Genomic DNA, 18306 nt, shown 5'->3' with positions numbered 1-18306 from the left:
GTGGTCAGCCACCCCGAGAAGAAGGCGACCACCGAGGTGGGCGCGCCGGGCAGGGGACGCAGGGCGTTGGCGGCGAGTGCGGCACCGACGGCCTGCCGGAGAACGAAGCCTCGGGTCATACCCCCAACCGTAGAACATGTTCTAATGAGATGGTTGCCCACCCCCGCTTGTGCCGACCGGATCGAGAACGACGCCGAGCGGCCTCGCGCCGGCCCTCCGCCGCGCGGACCTCGCGGTTCTACAATTCGTTGGACCAACTTCTAGAACGTGTTCTAACATCGGTTCATGCAGCGACTCAGCGGTCTCGACGCGTCCTTCCTCTACCTCGAAACGTCGACGCAACTCCTTCACGTCTGCGGCGTCATCGTCCTCGACGTCTCGACGGTTCCGGGTGGATACACGTTCGCCGGACTCAAGGCCGAACTCGGCGCCCGCACCGAGGCGATTCCCGCCTTCCGGCGCAAGCTGCAGGACTCCCGGTTCAACCTCGACCACCCCGTGTGGGTCGAGGACGCCGACTTCGACATCGACCGGCACTGCCACCGCGTCGCCCTTCCCGCCCCCGGCGGCCGCGACGAGCTCGCCGAACTGTGCGGCGACATCGCGGGCATCCCCCTCGACCGCGCCCGGCCGCTGTGGGAGATGTGGGTGATCGAGGGGCTCGAGGACGGTTCCGTCGCCGTGATGTCGAAGATGCACCACGCCGGCGTCGACGGGATCACCGGCGCGAACATGATGGCCCAGCTGTGCGGCCTCGAACCGGACGCCCCGCGGCCCGACCGCGACGACTCCGCCGAGAGCGCGGGGCAGGCGAGCACGCTCGACATCGCCGTGGGCGGGCTGCTCGCCGTCGCGTCCCGGCCCGCGAAACTGCTGCGTATCGTCCCGCAGAGCCTGACGGTGCTGCCCCGCTGGATCGGCCGGGCCCGGCGCGGCGAGGCGATGCCCGCGCCGTTCACCGCACCGCGCACGTCCCTCAACGGCACGCTGACCAGCCACCGCAATCTCGCGTTCACCCAGCTCGACCTCGACAAGGTCAAGACGGTCAAGAACGCGTTCGACGTCAAGGTCAACGACGTCGTCCTCGCCCTGTGCTCGGGCGCACTGCGGAAGTACCTGCACAGCCGCCGGGAACTGCCCGACAAGTCACTGGTCGCGATCGTCCCGGTGTCGGTCCACGGAAAATCGGACCGGCCCGGCACCAACCAGGTGTCCGGGATGTTCACCCAACTCGGCACCCAGATCGAGGATCCCGCCGAACGCCTGCTGGCGATCGGCGAGCACAACTCGACGTCCAAGGAACACAACGAGACCCTCGGCGCGAGCCTGCTACAGGACTGGTCCCAGTTCGCCGGTCAGGCCGTGTTCGGCACCGCGATGCGCCTCTATTCGACCCTCGGCCTGGCGGAACGGCATCCGGTGGTCCACAACCTCGTGATCTCCAACGTGCCGGGACCGTCGGTCCCGCTGTACTTCCTGGGCGCCCTGATCCGGGCGATGTACCCGCTGGGCCCGATCTTCCACGGCGCGGGCCTCAACGTGACGGTGATGTCGCTGAACGGTCAACTCGACGTCGGTCTGATGAGCTGCCCGGAACTCGCGCCCCACCTCTGGGACCTCGTCGACGCGTTTCCGGCGGCCTTGGACGAGCTCGTCGAGGCAGCGGGGAACCGGCCGTGAACCCGCCGGTGCGCTGCGCGAATCCCGAAGAGACGTAGAGTCAGCTGTCATGTCCGAAGTCACCGACGACGCCTCGTCACCCGTCCCCGCCGAAGAACCCGGCAGGCAGGTAGTACCCCTGCTCGCACCCCGGGACGGCGTGCCCGACGTGGTGACCACGGCGGAGGGTGTCGCGAAGGCCGCGGCCGCGCTGAGCGAGGGCACCGGGCCGCTGGCGGTCGACGCCGAGCGGGCGTCCGGCTTCCGCTATTCGGCGCGGGCGTATCTCGTGCAGCTGCGCCGGGAGGGCGCGGGGACGGTGCTCCTCGACCCGATCCCCACCGCCGCCGATCTCACCCCGCTGGCGGAGGTGATCAACCCGCTGGAATGGATCCTGCACTCCGCCGACCAGGATCTGCCGGGGCTGGCGGAGATCGGCCTGGCGCCGGCGACGCTGTTCGACACCGAACTGGCGGGGCGCCTCGCCGGGTTCGAACGGGTCGGCCTCGCCGCGATCGTCGAGCGGACGCTGGGCCTCGAACTGCGGAAGGGGCACGGCGCCGCCGACTGGTCGAAGCGGCCGCTGCCCGACACCTGGCTGAACTACGCGGCCCTCGACGTCGAGGTTCTGGTCGAGTTGCGCAACGTGATGGCGGCAGAACTCGAGCAGCAGGGCAAGAGCGAGTGGGCGGCGCAGGAATTCGAGCACATCCGGCTCGCCGGGCCACCGCGGCCCAAGCCCGACCGCTGGCGGCGCACGTCGCACATCACGTCGCTGAAGAACCAGCGGCAGCTCGCCGCCGCGCGCTCGCTGTGGCAGGCCCGGGAGGACCTGGCCCGCAAACGCGACGTCTCCCCCAGCCGGGTACTTCCGGATTCGGCGATCATCGACGCCGCGACCAAGGATCCCCGCAGCATCGATGCGCTGCGGGCGCTGCCGGTGTTCGGCGGTCCCCGGCAGCGGCGGCATTCCCGGATCTGGCTGCAGGCGCTCGAGGATGCCCGGGCGCTGCCGGATTCCGAACTCCCCCCGAAGACTCCGCCGTTCACGGGGCCGCCGCCCGCGAGCCGGTGGGCGCGGCACGACCCCGACGCTGCCGAGCGGCTGACGGCGGCCCGCGCCGCGCTGGCCGCCCTCGGGGCGGAGGTGTCGGTGCCGGTGGAGAACCTGGTGACCCCGGAACTCGTCCGGAGGCTGTGCTGGGACTGGGCGGCGCCCGAGGACGGCGCCGCGGCGGCGATCGACCGGGTGCTCGACGCGGGCGGGGCGCGACCCTGGCAGCGGATGCTGACCGTGCCCCGGCTGGAAGCCGCGCTGCGCGCCGCGGCCGAGCAGAAGAGCTCCGGCGACGACTGATCGCGATCGCCGACACGCGGGGTGAGCGCGTGAATTCCCGATGACGTACCCATTAAGTTACCCGCGAGTAACGGTAGGGGTACGCTGGTCTGGAGGCCGGACGCCTGGCCGTGATCCGGAACCAAACTGCTCCATCAGGAGGAATTCGCGTGGCTCCATCCACCACAACTCAACGCAACGTCGTGTTCGTCGACGGCATCCGCACTCCGTTCGGCAAGGCCGGACCCAAGGGCATGTACGCGGAGACCCGCGCCGACGACCTCGTCGTCAAGACCATCCGCGAGCTGCTTCGCCGTAACCCGCAACTCGACCCCGCGCGCATCGACGAGGTCGCGATCGCCGCGACCACGCAGACCGGCGACCAGGGCCTCACCATCGGCCGCACCGCCGCGATCCTGGCCGGGCTCCCCGAGACGGTTCCCGGATTCGCCGTCGACCGCATGTGCGCAGGCGCCATGACGTCCGTCACCACCACCGCCTCGGGCATCGGATTCGGCCAGTACGACGTGGTGATCGCCGGCGGCGTCGAACACATGGGCCACCACCCGATGGGTGAGGGCGCCGACCCGAACCCCCGTTTCCTCGCCGACCGCCTCGTCGACCCCAGCGCACTGGTCATGGGCAACACGGCCGAGAACCTGCACGACCGGTTCCCGACCATCACCAAGGACCGCACCGACGCGTACGCCGTCGCCAGCCAGAACAAGTACGAGGCCGCCCGCAAGGCCGGTTTCATCGCCGACACCCTCGTACCCGTCGCCACCCGCTCCGCCGCGGGCTGGGGGCTGGCCACCGAGGACGAGCCGCCGCGTCCGGGCACCACCCTCGAGGACCTCGCGAAGCTGAAGACGCCGTTCCGTCCCGCGGGGCGCATCACCGCGGGCAACGCGGCCGGCCTGAACGACGGCGCCACCGCCGCTCTCCTCGCCGGTGAGGACACCGCGCTCGAACTCGGGCTGCCGATCGGCATGCGCATGGTCGGATTCGCGTTCCAGGGCGTCGACCCCGCCGTGATGGGCATCGGGCCGGTGCCCGCCACCGAGAAACTGCTGGCCCGCACCGGTCTGAAGATCGAGGACATCGGCCTGTTCGAGATCAACGAGGCGTTCGCCGTCCAGGTCCTCGCATTCCTCGAGCACTACGGCATCGCCGACGACGATCCGCGAGTCAACCAGTGGGGCGGCGCCATCGCGTGCGGCCACCCCCTCGCGTCCTCCGGCGTCCGCCTGATGACCCAGCTGTCCCGCCAGTTCGCCCAGCGCCCCGACGTCCGCTACGGCCTGACCACGATGTGCATCGGTCTGGGCATGGGCGGAACCGTGATCTGGGAGAACCCGAACTTCGATGGAGCCAAGTAGATGACCGACATTGCAACGGCATTCGCCGACGAGGTCGTGACCAACGCGTACACCAAGATCGTCGCGGTACCGGGCATCGAGGGCCCCGTCGCGCTGATCACCCTCGACAACGGTTTCGACCACACCAAGCCGTCGTCGTTCGGGCCCGGCGGCCTGGCGGCCCTCGACGCCGCCCTGGACGAGGCGTTCGCCGCCCACCCCGTCGCGATCGCCATCACCGGCAAACCCTTCATCTTCGCCGCCGGGGCGGACCTCAAGGGTGTTCCGAGCATCACGAACCGGGATCAGGCGCTCGAACTCGGCCGCCTCGGGCACAAGGTGTTCCGTCGGCTGCGCGAATCGTCCGTCCCGACGTTCGCGTTCGTCAACGGCGTCGCGCTCGGCGGCGGCCTCGAGGTCGCGCTACACAGTCACTACCGCACCGCCTCCGAGAGCGCCGGCGCTCTGGGTCTGCCCGAGACGTTCCTCGGGCTGGTGCCGGGCTGGGGCGGAACGCAGTTGCTGCCCAACCTCATCGGTCCTTCGAACGCGGTCACCGTCGTCGTCGAGAACGCGCTGAACCAGAACCGGACGCTCACCCCGAAGAAGGCCCTCGAACTCGGCGTCGTCGACGCGGTGTTCGGTTCGGCCGACTTCCTCGAGCAGTCGTTCGCCTGGGCGGCGCAGGTCCTGGCCGGCGAGATCACCCCCGCGCGTCCCGAGATCGACCGGGGCACGGGCTGGGACGACGCGATCGCCCGCGCGAAGGCGATCGTCGAGGGCAGGACCAAGAACAACGCGCCCGGACCGGTCAAGGCCGTCGAACTCCTCGAGCTGGCCCGGACCACCGATCTCACCGACCCGGCGTCGCTCGACAAGGGCTTCGCCGCCGAGGACGAGGCCCTCGCCGACCTGCTGCTCGCCGACGAACTCCGCGCGGGTCTGTACGCGTTCGACCTGGTGAACAAGCGGGCCAAGCGGCCCGCGGGCGCACCGGACAAGTCGCTCGCACGCAAGGTCACCGGTGTCGGCATCGTCGGGGCCGGTCTGATGGCCAGCCAGCTCGCGATGCTGTTCGTCCGCCAGCTGAAGGTGCCGGTCGTCCTCACCGACATCGACCAGGAGCGCATCGACAAGGGTGTCGGTTACGTCCACGGCGAGATCGACAAGCTGCAGGGCAAGGGCAGGCTGTCCCCTGACGCCGCCAACCGTCTGAAGGCACTCGTGTCCGGGTCGCTCGACAAGGCGGCGTTCGCGAACACCGACTTCGTGATCGAGGCCGTGTTCGAGAACCTCGACCTGAAGAAGAAGATCTTCGCGGAACTCGAGGAGCACATCGCCCCCGAGACGATCCTTGCCACCAACACGTCCTCGCTGTCGATCACCGAGATGGCCGCGGACCTGAAGCACCCCGAGCGGGTGGTGGGCTTCCACTTCTTCAACCCGGTGGCCGTGCTGCCGCTGCTCGAGGTCATCAAGGGCCGGAAGACCGACGACGCTACCCTGGCAACGGCATTCGCCACCGCGAAGGCGCTGAAGAAGTCGGCCGTCGGTTCCGCCGACCTGCCCGGGTTCGTCTTCAACCGGCTCCTGATCCGCACCCTCGGTGAGGTCATGAACGCGGTCGACGAGGGCACCCCGTTCGAGGTGGCCGACAACGCCATCGCCGAACTCGGCATGCCGATGACCCCGTTCACGCTGCTGGCGCTCGTCGGTCCGGCGGTCGCGTTGCACACCGGCGAGACCCTCGCCGCGGCGTACCCGGAGCGGTTCCACAACTCCCCCGGGCTCGAGGCGCTGGTCGAGGCGAAGAAACCGGCGGTGTGGAGTTACGGCGCCGACGGCAAGCAGGTCGTCGACCCCGAGGTCGCGGCGCTGTGGAAGCAGGGCGACAAGGCGTCCACGTCCGCGGAGGTTCTCGAGCGCACGCGTCGCGCGTTCGCCGAGGAGATCCAGATCATGCTCGACGAGGGTGTCGTCGCGGCGGCCGAGGACATCGATCTCTGCCTGATCCTCGGCGGCGGGTTCGGCTTCTGGAACGGGGGCATCACGCCGTACCTGGACCGCACCGGCACGTCCGAGGCGGTCAACGGCAAGCGGTTCCTGGCGCCGGGCGTCGCGAGCGTCTGACCCGGAGGTGAGTGGCAATGTGTGCCCGAGCACGCATTGCCACTCACCTGCTCAGGGGACGGGGACGTGGTCGGCGGCGGCGAGGGCCTGGCGGGCGTAGGCCCGCACGTCGGCGTCGGTGTCCTCGAGCGCGGCGGTGAGGGCGTCGACGGCGCCGCGGTCGCCGGTCCACCGGCCGAGTGCGAGGACCGCGGCCTTGCGCACGTCGAGGTGCGCGTCCGTCAGGGCGTCCGCCAGCACGGGCACCGCGACGTCGGGGTCCGCACCGGCGAGTGCCCGGGCGGCACCCTGCCGGATCTGCCACGCCGACTCCCGCAGCGCCGTCGTCGCGAGCGCGACATCGTCGCCGCGGCAACCGAGGCTCGCGAACGCCGTGAGCGCGGCGGCGCGCACCAGCGGGTCCCGGTCTCCGGCCAGCGTGCGCACCGTCTCGACACCGCCGAGCCCGACGGTGGCCAGGCCGTGCGCGACGGTGATCCGCACTTCGCGGTTCTCGTCGTGCGCTCCCGCGGCCACCGATTCCCACCGGTCCAGCGACACCAGTGCCCGCACCGCCTCGATCCGCACGTGATGGTCGCCGTCGGACAGCGCGGTCAGGAAGTGTTCCGCCGCACCGGCGTGCAGGGCGCGCAGGACGTCGACCACGGCGGCCCGGACCACGGCGTCGGACGACCCCAGGTGCTCGGCCAGTCCGTCCGCGGACGGCAGCACCTCGACGAGTTCGCGCAGTCCGTCGGCGGCAGCGCGGCGCACCGTCACCGCGCCGTCGCCGAGCGCGTCGACGAGGGCGGCGCCGAATCCGTCGGGCGTCCCTTCGGTCAGTACGGACAGTGCCGTGACGCGGACCTGCGGATCGGCGTCCTGCAGGTACGGTGCGAGTTCGGCGACGCTCGGGGCGTCGAGTCCGAGGACCGCGACGATGGCCGGTGAGGACGGCTCCTGCCGGGCAGGCGCCGCGATGCGGGAACGTTCCTCCACCGGCGCGCGGCCCCCGACCAGCGGCGGCTGAGCGACGGGGACGACGGCGCGGTCCACCGGCGGAAGGGAATCGAGTCCGGGCACCGGCACGAAGTACGGCTCGACGGGGCGCTTGAAGAATTCCATGTCGCCGTTCTCGCCGCGCCGCAGATTCAGGTGGTAACCCCATTCGTCGTCCCGCTGCTCGGGAAGATCGGCGCGTTCGTGGTACAGCCCCCACCGGCTCTCGGTCCTGGTGAGGGAACTGCGGGACGCCATTTCGGCGCAGTCGCGGATGAACGTGACCTCCGCGCAGCGCATCAGCTCGTGCGGGGTGGTCGCGCCCATCCCGGCGATCTCCCCCGCCATCCGTTCGAACGTCTCGACGGCGATCGACAGTTTCGTCGCCGTCTTCGGCGGTGCCACATAGTCGTTGACGAACCGGCGCAGCTTGTACTCGACCTGCGGCTGGGGCGGGCCGTCCGGGTTGCGCAGCGGCCGGTAGATCAGCTCGTGTGCGGCGGCCAGCTGTTCCGTGGGCAGCGCGTCCGGCGCGTCGACGTCGGGCAGGGTGCCGGTGGCGTGGGATCCGGCGAGGTCGCCGTAGACGAACGCGCCGATCATGTAGTTGTGCGGGACGCAGGCCAGGTCGCCGGCGGCGTACAAACCCGGGACGGTGGTCGCGCCGTGCTCGTCCACCCACACGCCGGACGCGGAATGCCCACTGCACAAGCCGATCTCGGAAATGTGCATCTCGATGTCGTGGCTGCGGTAGTCGTGACCGCGGTTCGCGTGGAATGTGCCGCGGGTGGGGCGTTCGGTGGTGTGCAGGATCGACTCGAGCGTGTCGAGGGTTTCCTCCGGCAGGTGGCTGACCTTGAGATAGATGGGGCCGCGGGCGGATTCGATCTCGCTCTTGACCTCGCTCATCATCTGCCCGGACCAGTAGTCGGAGTCGACGAACCGCTCCCCCTCGGCGTTGACCTGGTAGCCGCCGAACGGGTTCGCGACGTACGCGCAGGCCGGGCCGTTGTAGTCCTTGATCAGGGGGTTGATCTGGAAGCATTCGATGCCGCTGAGTTCGGCGCCCGCGTGGTAGGCCATGGAATAGCCGTCGCCGGCGTTCGTGGGGTTCTCGTAGGTGCCGTAGAGGTACCCCGACGCCGGCAGTCCCAGCCGGCCGCACGGGCCGGTCGCGAGGATGACCGCCTTCGCGCCGACCGCGACGAACTCGCCGGTGCGGGTGTTCAGCGCCGCGGCGCCGACCGCCCGGCCGTTCTCCGTCAGGACCCGGACCGGCATCAGCCGGTTCTCGATGCGGATCTTCTCGCGCATCTTCCGCTGCCGCAGCACCCGGTAGAGCGCCTTCTTCACGTCCTTGCCCTCGGGCATCGGCAGCACGTACGAACCGGAGCGGTGGACCCGGCGGACCGCGTATTCGCCGTACTCGTCCTTCTCGAACTTGACGCCGTACTTCTCGAGGCGCTGCACCATCGCGAAACCGCGGGTCGCGGTCTGGTACACGGTGCGCTGGTTGACGATTCCGTCGTTGGCGCGCGTGATCTCGGCGACGTAGTCCTCGGGTTCGGCCTTGCCGGGGATGACGGCGTTGTTGACACCGTCCATGCCCATGGCGAGTGCCCCGGAATGGCGCACGTGCGCCTTCTCGAGCAACAGCACGTTCGCGCCGTTCTCGGCGGCGGTCAGCGCCGCCATCGTGCCTGCCGTGCCGCCACCGATGACGAGGACGTCGCAGTCGAGTCGGACGGTGTCGGCGAGGTCGGGGATGTCCATCAGGTCTCCGGAGTGTGGTTCAGCGCGCCGAGGACGTCGGCGCGGGCGGCACGGGTGCCGGGATGGTCGAGGTGGTCGCGGTCGCGGGGGTGCGGGATGTCGACGAGCGCCCGCAGCGGCTCACCCGCCCGGCCCAGCACCGCCACCCGATCGCCGAGCAGCACCGCCTCGTCCACGTCGTGGGTCACGAACACCACCGTCGTCGGGTGCGTGCTCCACGTGTCGACGAGCAGTCGCTGCATGACGCCGCGGGTCTGGGTGTCGAGGGCGCCGAACGGTTCGTCCATCATCACGGCCCGCGGCGCGCCGGCGAGCCCGCGCGCCAACTGGACCCGCTGGCGCATGCCGCCGGAGAGGTTCTTCGGCAGGAAGTCGCCGAACCCGGTCAGACCCACCTCGGCGATCCAGCGGTCGGCGGTCTCACGGCGCCCCTTGCGGGGTTCGCCGCGCAGCGCGAGGGCCAGTTCGATGTTCGAGCGCACCGTGCGCCACGGCAGCAGCGCGTTGTCCTGGAAGACGACCGCCCGGTCCCGGGAGGTGGACTCCACCGCGGCACCGTCGGCGACGACCCGCCCCGAATCCGGCGGCAGCAGGCCCGCCAGTGCCCGCAGCACCGTGGACTTGCCACACCCCGAAGGTCCGGTGAGCACCAGGATCTCGCCGGGCACCACGGTCAGCGACAGTGAACGGATGACGGGTGTGCCGGTGTAGGACAGGGTGACGTCGTCGAGGACCAGCGACATGCCGGCAGCCACGGGCGTTCCGGTGGTGGCGGTCATGCGCGCTCCCCTCGGGGCAGCCAGCGGGTGACGCGCCTGCCGAGCAGTTCGACGGCCCCGGACGTGAGAAATCCGAGGACGCCGATGGTGATCATGCCGACGAAGACGCCGGGATAGTCGACGATCGTGTACGCCTGCCAGGTGCGGTACCCGACACCGAGCCTGCCGGAGATCATCTCGGCGGAGATCACGCAGATCCAGGCGACCCCGATCCCGACGGACAGTCCACCGAACACGCCGGGCAGGATCCCGGGCAGCACGACCCGGGCGAGGACGTCCCAGCGTCCGCCGCCGAGGGTGCGCACCGAGTCCTCCCACAGCGTGGGGAGTGCCCGGACGGCGTGCCGGGTGCTCACCATGATCGGGAAGAACGCGGCGACGAACGTGATGAACACGATGCCCGCCTCGTCGCTGGGGAACAGCAGGATCGCGACGGGTACCACCGCGATGGCGGGGATCGGCCGCGCGAGTTCGGTCAGCGGGCCGAGGACGTCGGCGAACAGTTCCGATCTGCCGAGGGCGATTCCGGTGGCCACCCCGATCACCGTGGCGAGTCCGAATCCGCTGAGGATGCGGATCAGCGACTGTCCGAGGTCGAGGTAGAACAGGTCGGTCTGCAGCTGGGTTCCGAACGCGGACACCACGTCGGTGACGGTGGGGAGTGTGTCGAACCGCAGCCACAGCCGGATGTCGTGGGCGGTCAGCAGCTGCCACGCGAGGATCGCGGCCAGCACCGAGGCGACCCGCACGAGCCGGGACCGCCACGGCGACGACTGTCGGCGCGCCTCCGGATCATGTTCTTCCACAACACCTTCGGTGCCGGGAAGGACGTCCGGTTGTTCCAGTGTGGTCACGGCCGGACCTCCTCGACGGCGCGGTCGTAGGTGACCACGGCCCCCGACGGGTGCGTGCGCAGGTAGCGGTCGGCCGCGGCGCCGGTGGTGAACGGCAGGAAGGTGTCGCCGTCGCGTACCCACACGGCCTTGTCCGCGAACCATCGGGTGCCCAGTTCGGCGTCGGGAACGTAGCCGGCGCGCACGGCGCGACCCTCGGCGCGGGCCTGTTTCACCGCCCGGAGCAGGCAGGTCGGGTTCGCGGCGGGCTGGGTCTCGGTGGCGCCGTCGAACCACACCTCCCCGGCCAGCGCCGGGTCGGTCGCGGGCGCGGCGCACACGGGGTCGGTGCCGGTGACGGCGGCGGGGTTGGCGGTGGACGCGAGCGTGGTGTCGTAGTCCTGACCGTCCGCCTCGAACGCGGCCCGCAGCGGTGCGTCGTTCACGAAACCGTCGACGTCGAGGTCGGTGAAGTCGCCGATCGACTTCAGGTACGGCACATCGTTCTTCAGCGCACCGATCAGGCCGGGCTTGAGCGTGGTGTCGAAGGAGGTGCCGCCCGGGCCGTTGTACAGGTACACGACCTCCTGCGGCAGCCCGCTGGCGTCGGCGACGATCCGCGACGCCTCGAGGGGTTCGGTCTGCACGAACCGGGTGGCGTCGAGCTGCGCCCGGAGGAACGCGTCGAGTACCTCCGGGTGCTCGTCCGCGTACGCCTCCCGGGCCACCACACCGTGCAGCGTCGGGGTGTGCAGTTCGGCGCCGTCGTAGAGCAGCTTGGCCTTGTCCTGGAAGACGAGGAGTCCGGGCCACGCGACGAACTGCGACAATGCCGCCACCTGACCGGATTCCAGTGCCGACGATCCGACCTGCGGCTGCTGGTTCAGGATCTCGACGCCGGTGGCCGGGTCGATCCCGGCGCGGTCGAGTGCCTGGACGAGGGTGCCGTGGCCTGCGGAGCCGACGCTCGCGGACACCTTCTGTCCGGCGAGGTCGCCGAGCGTGGTCGCCGGTGAGTTCGGTGGCACCACCACCATGTTCAGCGCGCCCTCGGGGTTGTATCCGGTCACCGAGACGATGTCCGTCTTCGAGCGCGGGTTCGCCTGGGTGCGGGACCCGTTGATCAGCATGGGGTAGTCGCCCATCGATCCGATGTCGATCTTCTCGGCCACCATCTGAGCGGTGATCGGCGCACCCGTGTCGTAGTCCTGCCACTCGACGGAGTACTTCGTCCCCGTCCGTTCCGTGACGTCCTGCAGGCGCTGTTCGAGGTAGCCCTGGGCCCGCAGCAGAGTTCCGGCGGTGACGGTGTTGATCGTCTTGGACTGGTACCCGATCACCACGGTGACCGCGTCACCGTCGCCGGTCGAGGGTTCGAGGGAGCAACTCGTCGCCACGAGTGTCAGTGCCGCGGCGGCGATCGCGAAGGTGGGGAAGCGTCGCTTCATCTGTGTGGTCTTTCGCTCAGCGGAGGAGGTACGGCATGTTCACGGTGACCGCGCCGGTCGGGCAGCGCGCGGCGCAGGGGCCGCAGTACCAGCATTCGTCGACGTGCATGAACGCCTTGCCGTTCTCCGGGTTGATGGCGAGGGAGTCGAGTGGGCAGATCTCGACGCACAGGGTGCAGCCCTCGATGCACAGCGACTCGTCGATGGTGACGGGTACGTCGGCGCGTTGGTTGACCAAGGTCATGAGGTGAGCTCCCAGTTCGTGATGTCGGGTCTGCGGACGAGGTTGCTGCGCATGGTGATCCGGTCACCGCGCATGCGGATGTATTCGAGGTCGACCGGGCGTCCGTCGACGAGCCGGGTGAGGCGCTCGAGCAGCAGGAGCGCCGCACCCTCGGGGGTCTGGAGGTTCGCGGCGGAGTGCGCGTCGGCGTTGACGGACTCGATCGCCAGATCGGCGGAACCCAGCGGCTGACCGCAGACCTCCTCGATCAGCGCGAACACGTCGTTGGTTTCGAGGTCGCGGCCGAGGATCTCGGCACCGATGTCGGGGACGAGGTACGTGAGGTCCAGGCTGAGCGGGAGGTCGCCGAGGTAGCGCACCCGCTCGATGTACACGGCGGGTTCGCCCGGCTCCAGCTGCAGCCGGCGGGCGACGGCGGGCGGCGGGCTGATCTCCACGGCCGCGCGGACGTCGTTGCGGACCTCGCCGTGCCCCTTCAGCGTCTCCTTCAGCCCCAGGAGGGCGTCGAGGCCGTGGTCGTACTTGCGCTGCGCCACGTGGGTTCCCACACGGGGGGCACGGTCGATGAGCCCCTCCTGCTTCAACAGCGCCAGTCCGTCGCGCACCGCGTTGCGCGACACGCCGAACTCGGCGGCCAACTCCGCTTCCGACGGCAATCCGCGGTCGGCGAAGGACTCCGCGTGGATCTGCTGCCGCAGCAGGTCGGCGAATCTGCGCGCATGGTCCGCGCGGGAACTGCGTGACGCCGTCTGGAGGGGAGTCGGATTCACCACCATGGTTTCCTTCGTCGATTGTGCGTGTGAGCTGGCCGAAGACACACGCTAACGGCAGTCCGCGGGGCCCGGAGTCGTCGCGGACACCCGCCCCGGGCGCCTCGGCGAATCGGCCGGGTCCACGCCGGAGGCGACTCGTCTCACCAGCGCGAACACGACGCCGACCCGCCAATGCGCCAGTCGGAGGCGGGCCCGGGAATTCCAATCACGGTGATTCGAAGTGGCGCCGTCCGCCGAACGAGCGCCCGACTCTAGGTTAGGCTTACCTTCTGTTTTCGTCCCGAAGGAGTCGTTGCTGTGTTCGCACCCACCGCCAGACGTCAGCTCGCCGTCGCACTCGCCGTGGCCAGTTCGTCCCTCTTCCTCGCCGCGTGCTCGTCCGGCGACGGCGGAGGCGCCGCGGAAGCGTCCGGTGACGGATTCCCGGTCACCATCGAGAACACGTTCGGATCGACCACCCTCGACGCGGCACCCGAACGCATCGTCACCCTCGGATGGAACGCCCAGGACGTCGTGTACGCCCTCGGCCAGACACCGGCCGGCATGCCGAAGTACACCTACGGCGCCGAGGCGAACGGCGTGATGCCCTGGCTGCAGGACCGTTTCGACCCGTCCGCGACCACGTTGCTCGACGCGGCCACGTCCACCCCCGTCGAGGGTGTCGCCGCGCTGGCGCCCGATGTGGTCCTCGCGCCGTACGAGGGATTCGACGAGGCGACGTACGAGAAGCTGTCGGGCATCGCCCCCACCGTCGCGTACCCGGACAAGGCGTGGCAGACCACGTGGCAGGACCAGACCACACTGGTCGGGCAGGCACTCGGCAAGAGCGCCGAAGCCGAGCAGCTGGTGGCCGGTCTCGACGACACCCTCGCCCGGACCGCCGCCGCGCATCCCGAGTTCGCGGGCAAGACGATCTCGGTGATCAACTTCGACACCGACGCCGCGACGGTCAACGTCTACATGCCCTCCGATCCCCGCGTCCAGGTGCTGACGCAGCTCGGCTTCAGCGTGTCCCCCGGCGTACAGAAGCTGGCCGCGTCGAACGACCCCGACAAGTTCTTCGCCGACATCTCCGTGGAGAACATCTCCGACGTGGACGCCGACGTCGTGGTCGCGTTCGTCCCGGAGAACACCACCGTCGCCGCGAACCCGGCCTACGCGAATCTCGGTGCCATCGGCCGTGGTACCGCGGTCGCGCTGTCGGACACGAAGATCATCTCGGGGCTCAGCCAGACCAGCGTCCTCGCGACACCGTGGGTTCTGGACAAGCTGACGCCTCAGCTCAGCGAGGCCGCGACGAAAGCGGGTGCCTGAACTCCCGCCTGAGAGGCGGTGTCGGGCGTAGCGTATTCCGGGACACCTAGTTCGGTTGTGCCCGCATCAGGAACGCTCGTCGAAAGCAGGTATGCGATGACGCAGATGTCCGAAAGACACACCGCGAAGGTCATCGGCGTCACCGTCGCCGCTGCGGTGGGTGGTTTTCTCTTCGGTTTCGACAGCTCGGTCATCAACGGCGCCGTCGACTCCATCCAGGACCATTTCGAGCTGGGGTCGTTCTTCACGGGATTCGCCGTGGCGATCGCACTGCTCGGATGTGCTGTGGGCGCGTGGTTTGCGGGCCGCCTCGCGGACCGCTGGGGCCGCAAGAAAGTGATGCTGCTCGGCTCGGTGCTGTTCATCGTGTCCTCGTTCGGGTCCGGTCTCGCGTTCAGCGTCCCCGACCTCATGCTGTGGCGCGTCCTCGGCGGTCTGGGCATCGGTATCGCGTCGGTCATTGCGCCCACGTACATCTCGGAGATCGCGCCTGCCCGGTACCGCGGCGCGCTGGCGTCGCTGCAGCAACTGGCGATCACGCTCGGCATCTTCGCCGCGCTGCTGTCGGACGCGGTGCTGCAGAATGCGGCGGGCGGCGCGTCGAACGAACTGTGGCTCAACCTCGAGGCCTGGCGCTGGATGTTCCTCGTCGGCGTGATTCCCGCGGTCGTGTACGGCGTTCTCGCCCTGATGATCCCCGAGTCGCCGCGATACCTGGTGGGCAAGCACCTCGATCAGGAGGCCGCCGACATCCTCGCGAACATCACCGGCGAGGTCGACCCACAGGAACGCGTCTCCGAGATCCGGCTGACCCTCCGGCACGAGTCGACGGCGTCGTTCGACGACATCCGCGGACCGAAGTTCGGGCTGCAGCCACTCGTCTGGGTCGGCATCTTCATGGCCGTCTTCCAGCAGTTCGTGGGCATCAACGCAATCTTCTACTACTCCACGACGCTGTGGAAGTCGGTGGGTTTCACCGAGAACGAGTCGTTCACCACGTCGGTGATCACCGCGATCATCAACGTGGGCATGACGTTCGTCGCCATCCTGTTCGTCGACCGGATCGGCCGGAAGATTCTGCTCGAGGTGGGCTCGCTCGGCATGTTCGTGAGCCTGCTGCTGGCCGCTGTCGCCTTCTCCCAGGCGACCGGCAGCGGCGACGACGTCGTGCTCCCCAGCCCCTGGGGAGCGCTCGCGCTGATCGGCGCCAACCTGTTCGTGATCTTCTTCGCCGCCACGTGGGGCCCGATCATGTGGGTGATGCTCGGCGAGATGTTCCCCAACAACATGCGCGCCTACGCCCTCGGGATCAGCACGGCGGCGAACTGGATCGCGAACTTCACGGTCACGCTGTCGTTCCCGCCGCTCACCCGCTCGGTCGGGTTGTGGTTCCTGTACGGACTGTTCGCGTTCTTCGCGCTGCTGTCCTACTTCTTCGTCCGGTTGAAGGTCCGGGAGACGAAGGGCATGGAACTCGAGGAAATGCACACCTGACCCAGGTACCGACGGAACCGGCCGAATCACACTGTGATTCGGCCGGATCTGTCGTGTGAGGCGGTCCTACTGGCCGGTGTTCTCCGCGCGCTGCGCGTCGAGGCCCGCGACGACCCCGTTCTGCTGCCCGGGGCGCGGGTTGCCGAGTCCGGCGAACCACCCGGTGATCTGCCGGGCGACGTCCTGCGCGGTCAGTCCCAGCTCGGCGTGGATCTGCGCACGGGACGCGTGGTCGAGGAACCGTTGCGGAACACCGAGATCGCGGCAGGGCACGTCGACCCCGGCCGATCGCAGCGCGGCGGACACGGTGGACCCGACACCGCCGTGCAGACCGCTGTCCTCGACGGTGACCACCATCGTGTAGTCCTCGGCGAGCTTCAGCAGCGACTCCGGCACCGGCAGCACCCACCGCGGGTCGACGACGGTCGCCGAGATGCCCTGCTGTTCCAGACGTTCCGCGGCGGCGAGCGCGAGACCGGCGAACGCGCCAACCGACACGATGAGCACGTCGTTGCGCCCGGAGGGGGCGTGCAGGACGTCGACGACGCCGTCGAGGCGGCTCACGGCGGGCACATCGTCACCGACCGTGCCCTTCGGGAAGCGCAGAGCGGTCGGCCCGTCGTCGACGGCCAGCGCCTCGTCCAGTTCCTCCCGCAGGGTGGCCGTGTCGCGGGGAGCCGCGACCCGCATCCCGGGGACGATGCCCAGCAGCGACATGTCCCACATGCCGTTGTGGCTGGCGCCGTCGCTGCCCGTGATTCCCGCGCGGTCGAGGACGAGGGTGACGGGCAGCTTCAGCAGCGCCACGTCCATCAGCAACTGGTCGAACGCACGGTTGAGGAACGTCGAGTAGACCGCCACCACCGGGTGCAGGCCGCCGAGCGCCAGGCCTGCGGCCGACGTGACGGCGTGCTGCTCGGCGATGCCGACGTCGAACATCCGGTCGGGGTACTTCTCGCCGAACGCGGCGAGACCGGTCGGGCCCGCCATGGCGGCGGTGATCGCCACGATGTCCTGACGGTGGCTCGCCTGGTCGATCAGCTCGGCGGAGAACACCGACGTCCAGTCGGCGGACGCCGATCCGGCCGACTTGCCGGTGACCGGGTCGATCACGCCGGTCGAGTGCATCTGATCGGCTACGTGGTTCTCGGCGGGCGCGTAACCCATGCCCTTGCGGGTGACGGCGTGCACGATCACCGGTCCGCCGAACGCCTTCGCGCGGCGCAGCGCGGATTCGAGCGCGGCCTCGTCGTGGCCGTCGACCGGTCCGAGGTACTTGATGCCCAGGTCCGTGAACATCACCTGCGGGGCGACGGCGTCCTTGAGGCCCGCCTTCATCCCGTGCAGCACCGAGTAGGCGGTTCGTCCGACCCACGGAAGTTTCTTCACCATCCTCCGGCCGCTGTCGAGGATGCGCTCGTAGCCCGGCTGGAGCCGGAGAGCGGCGAGGTGGTCCGCGAGACCGCCGATGGTCGGGGCGTACGAGCGGCCGTTGTCGTTGACGACGATGACCACCGAGCGGTCCTTGCCCGCGGCGATGTTGTTCAGCGCCTCCCAGCACATGCCGCCGGTCAGGGCTCCGTCACCGACGACGGCGACGACGTGCCGGGCCTGGCCGGTCAGTTCGAAGGCCTTCGCGAGGCCGTCGGCGTACGACAGCGCCGCCGACGCGTGCGACGACTCGACCCAGTCGTGCTCGCTCTCCGCCCTGCAGGGGTAGCCGGACAGGCCGCCCTGCTTGCGGAGCGAGTCGAAATCGTCCTTGCGGCCGGTGAGGACCTTGTGGACGTACGCCTGGTGGCCCGTGTCGAAGATGATCGGGTCGGCCGGCGACTCGAAGATGCGGTGCAGCGCGAGGGTCAGCTCGACGACGCCCAGGTTGGGGCCGAGGTGCCCGCCGGTCGCGGCGACCTTCTGCACGAGGAACTCGCGAATCTCCGCGGCGAGCTGCTTCATCTCCGCCGGATTCAGCTGACGAAGATCGTCAGGCGTCTGGATACGGGCAAGAACACCCAACGAGATCGCTCCCTCCGTGATGCACGCCGCCTTGCGTGCCTCTGCCACGTGGCTTCGTGTCACGTCACAGTGGAACCAGTCTACGGAGCCGCGGAAGGTCGGGACACACGGTACCGGTCGCGGCGGCCCCGTGGTGCGGCTTCGTCCTCGGGCATTCCGGCCACAGCCGTG

At 69.5% G+C, this 18306-nt stretch carries 13 protein-coding genes; 6 read left to right on the top strand and 7 right to left on the bottom strand.

Features of this window, described 5'->3' with window-relative positions; all coding sequences use genetic code 11:
- Nucleotides 1-285 precede the first annotated feature (285 nt).
- The 4 genes from ACFU5V_RS20600 (at nucleotide 286) to ACFU5V_RS20585 (ending at nucleotide 6483) form a co-directional block, all read left to right on the top strand.
- Entirely contained in the window at nucleotides 286-1680 is a 1395-nt protein-coding gene (locus tag ACFU5V_RS20600; RefSeq protein WP_378442351.1) for a wax ester/triacylglycerol synthase family O-acyltransferase, read from the top strand.
- A gap of 49 nt (nucleotides 1681-1729) precedes the next feature.
- Nucleotides 1730-3016: an HRDC domain-containing protein gene (locus tag ACFU5V_RS20595; RefSeq protein WP_378701494.1), complete on the top strand. Its 1287-nt coding sequence runs from the start codon at nucleotides 1730-1732 to the stop codon at nucleotides 3014-3016.
- Nucleotides 3017-3165: 149 nt separating this feature from the next.
- A complete protein-coding gene (locus ACFU5V_RS20590) occupies nucleotides 3166-4374 on the top strand; it encodes a thiolase family protein (protein WP_378442059.1) in 1209 nt (402 codons plus the stop codon).
- The gene (locus ACFU5V_RS20585) at nucleotides 4375-6483 is read left to right on the top strand and encodes a 3-hydroxyacyl-CoA dehydrogenase NAD-binding domain-containing protein (RefSeq protein ID WP_378701490.1); all 2109 of its coding nucleotides are present in this window, start codon (nucleotides 4375-4377) and stop codon (nucleotides 6481-6483) included.
- A gap of 51 nt (nucleotides 6484-6534) precedes the next feature.
- On the opposite strand, the gene ACFU5V_RS20580 is transcribed toward ACFU5V_RS20585, so the two are convergent.
- From ACFU5V_RS20580 to ACFU5V_RS20555, 6 genes are read right to left on the bottom strand one after another with little or no spacing between them, the layout of a single operon-like run.
- Nucleotides 6535-9234: a fumarate reductase/succinate dehydrogenase flavoprotein subunit gene (locus tag ACFU5V_RS20580; protein ID WP_378701488.1), complete on the bottom strand. Its 2700-nt coding sequence runs from the start codon at nucleotides 9232-9234 to the stop codon at nucleotides 6535-6537.
- Nucleotides 9234-10013, bottom strand: coding sequence for an ABC transporter ATP-binding protein (locus ACFU5V_RS20575; protein ID WP_378433145.1), 780 nt, complete (start codon nucleotides 10011-10013; stop codon nucleotides 9234-9236). Before ACFU5V_RS20575 ends, ACFU5V_RS20580 begins: the two co-directional genes overlap by 1 nt.
- A complete protein-coding gene (locus ACFU5V_RS20570; RefSeq protein WP_378433146.1) occupies nucleotides 10010-10867 on the bottom strand; it encodes an ABC transporter permease in 858 nt (285 codons plus the stop codon). The genes ACFU5V_RS20575 and ACFU5V_RS20570 overlap by 4 nt, the downstream gene beginning before the upstream one ends.
- Nucleotides 10864-12294, bottom strand: a complete 1431-nt coding sequence (locus tag ACFU5V_RS20565; RefSeq protein WP_378701485.1) for an ABC transporter substrate-binding protein — start codon at nucleotides 12292-12294, stop codon at nucleotides 10864-10866. The genes ACFU5V_RS20570 and ACFU5V_RS20565 overlap by 4 nt, the downstream gene beginning before the upstream one ends.
- Nucleotides 12295-12310: 16 nt before the next feature.
- Complete coding sequence (locus ACFU5V_RS20560; RefSeq protein ID WP_005240903.1) at nucleotides 12311-12538, bottom strand: ferredoxin family protein; 228 nt, start codon at nucleotides 12536-12538, stop codon at nucleotides 12311-12313.
- On the bottom strand, nucleotides 12535-13314 hold the full coding sequence (locus ACFU5V_RS20555) for a GntR family transcriptional regulator (RefSeq protein WP_378433149.1): 780 nt from the start codon (nucleotides 13312-13314) through the stop codon (nucleotides 12535-12537). Before ACFU5V_RS20555 ends, ACFU5V_RS20560 begins: the two co-directional genes overlap by 4 nt.
- Before the next feature lie 294 nt (nucleotides 13315-13608).
- On the opposite strand from ACFU5V_RS20555, the gene ACFU5V_RS20550 reads away from it, so the two are divergent.
- Nucleotides 13609-14625 carry an iron-siderophore ABC transporter substrate-binding protein gene (locus tag ACFU5V_RS20550; protein WP_378701483.1) on the top strand — a complete coding sequence of 339 codons (1017 nt, stop codon included), beginning with the start codon at nucleotides 13609-13611 and terminating at the stop codon, nucleotides 14623-14625.
- A 96-nt stretch (nucleotides 14626-14721) separates the two neighbouring features.
- Complete coding sequence (locus ACFU5V_RS20545; protein WP_378433151.1) at nucleotides 14722-16119, top strand: sugar porter family MFS transporter; 1398 nt, start codon at nucleotides 14722-14724, stop codon at nucleotides 16117-16119.
- Nucleotides 16120-16185: 66 nt separating this feature from the next.
- Here the strand turns inward: ACFU5V_RS20545 and dxs are convergent, their stop codons facing one another.
- Nucleotides 16186-18135 carry a 1-deoxy-D-xylulose-5-phosphate synthase gene (gene dxs / locus ACFU5V_RS20540; RefSeq protein ID WP_378701524.1) on the bottom strand — a complete coding sequence of 650 codons (1950 nt, stop codon included), beginning with the start codon at nucleotides 18133-18135 and terminating at the stop codon, nucleotides 16186-16188.
- Between the last annotated feature and the right edge of the window lie 171 nt (nucleotides 18136-18306).

Origin of the sequence: Rhodococcus sp. NPDC057529, assembly GCF_042802055.1 — a bacterium.
Classification (GTDB): Bacteria; Actinomycetota; Actinomycetes; order Mycobacteriales; family Mycobacteriaceae; genus Rhodococcus_F.
Note: the sequence above shows the minus strand (reverse complement) of the source record. Positions and strands in the feature narration are given on the sequence as shown.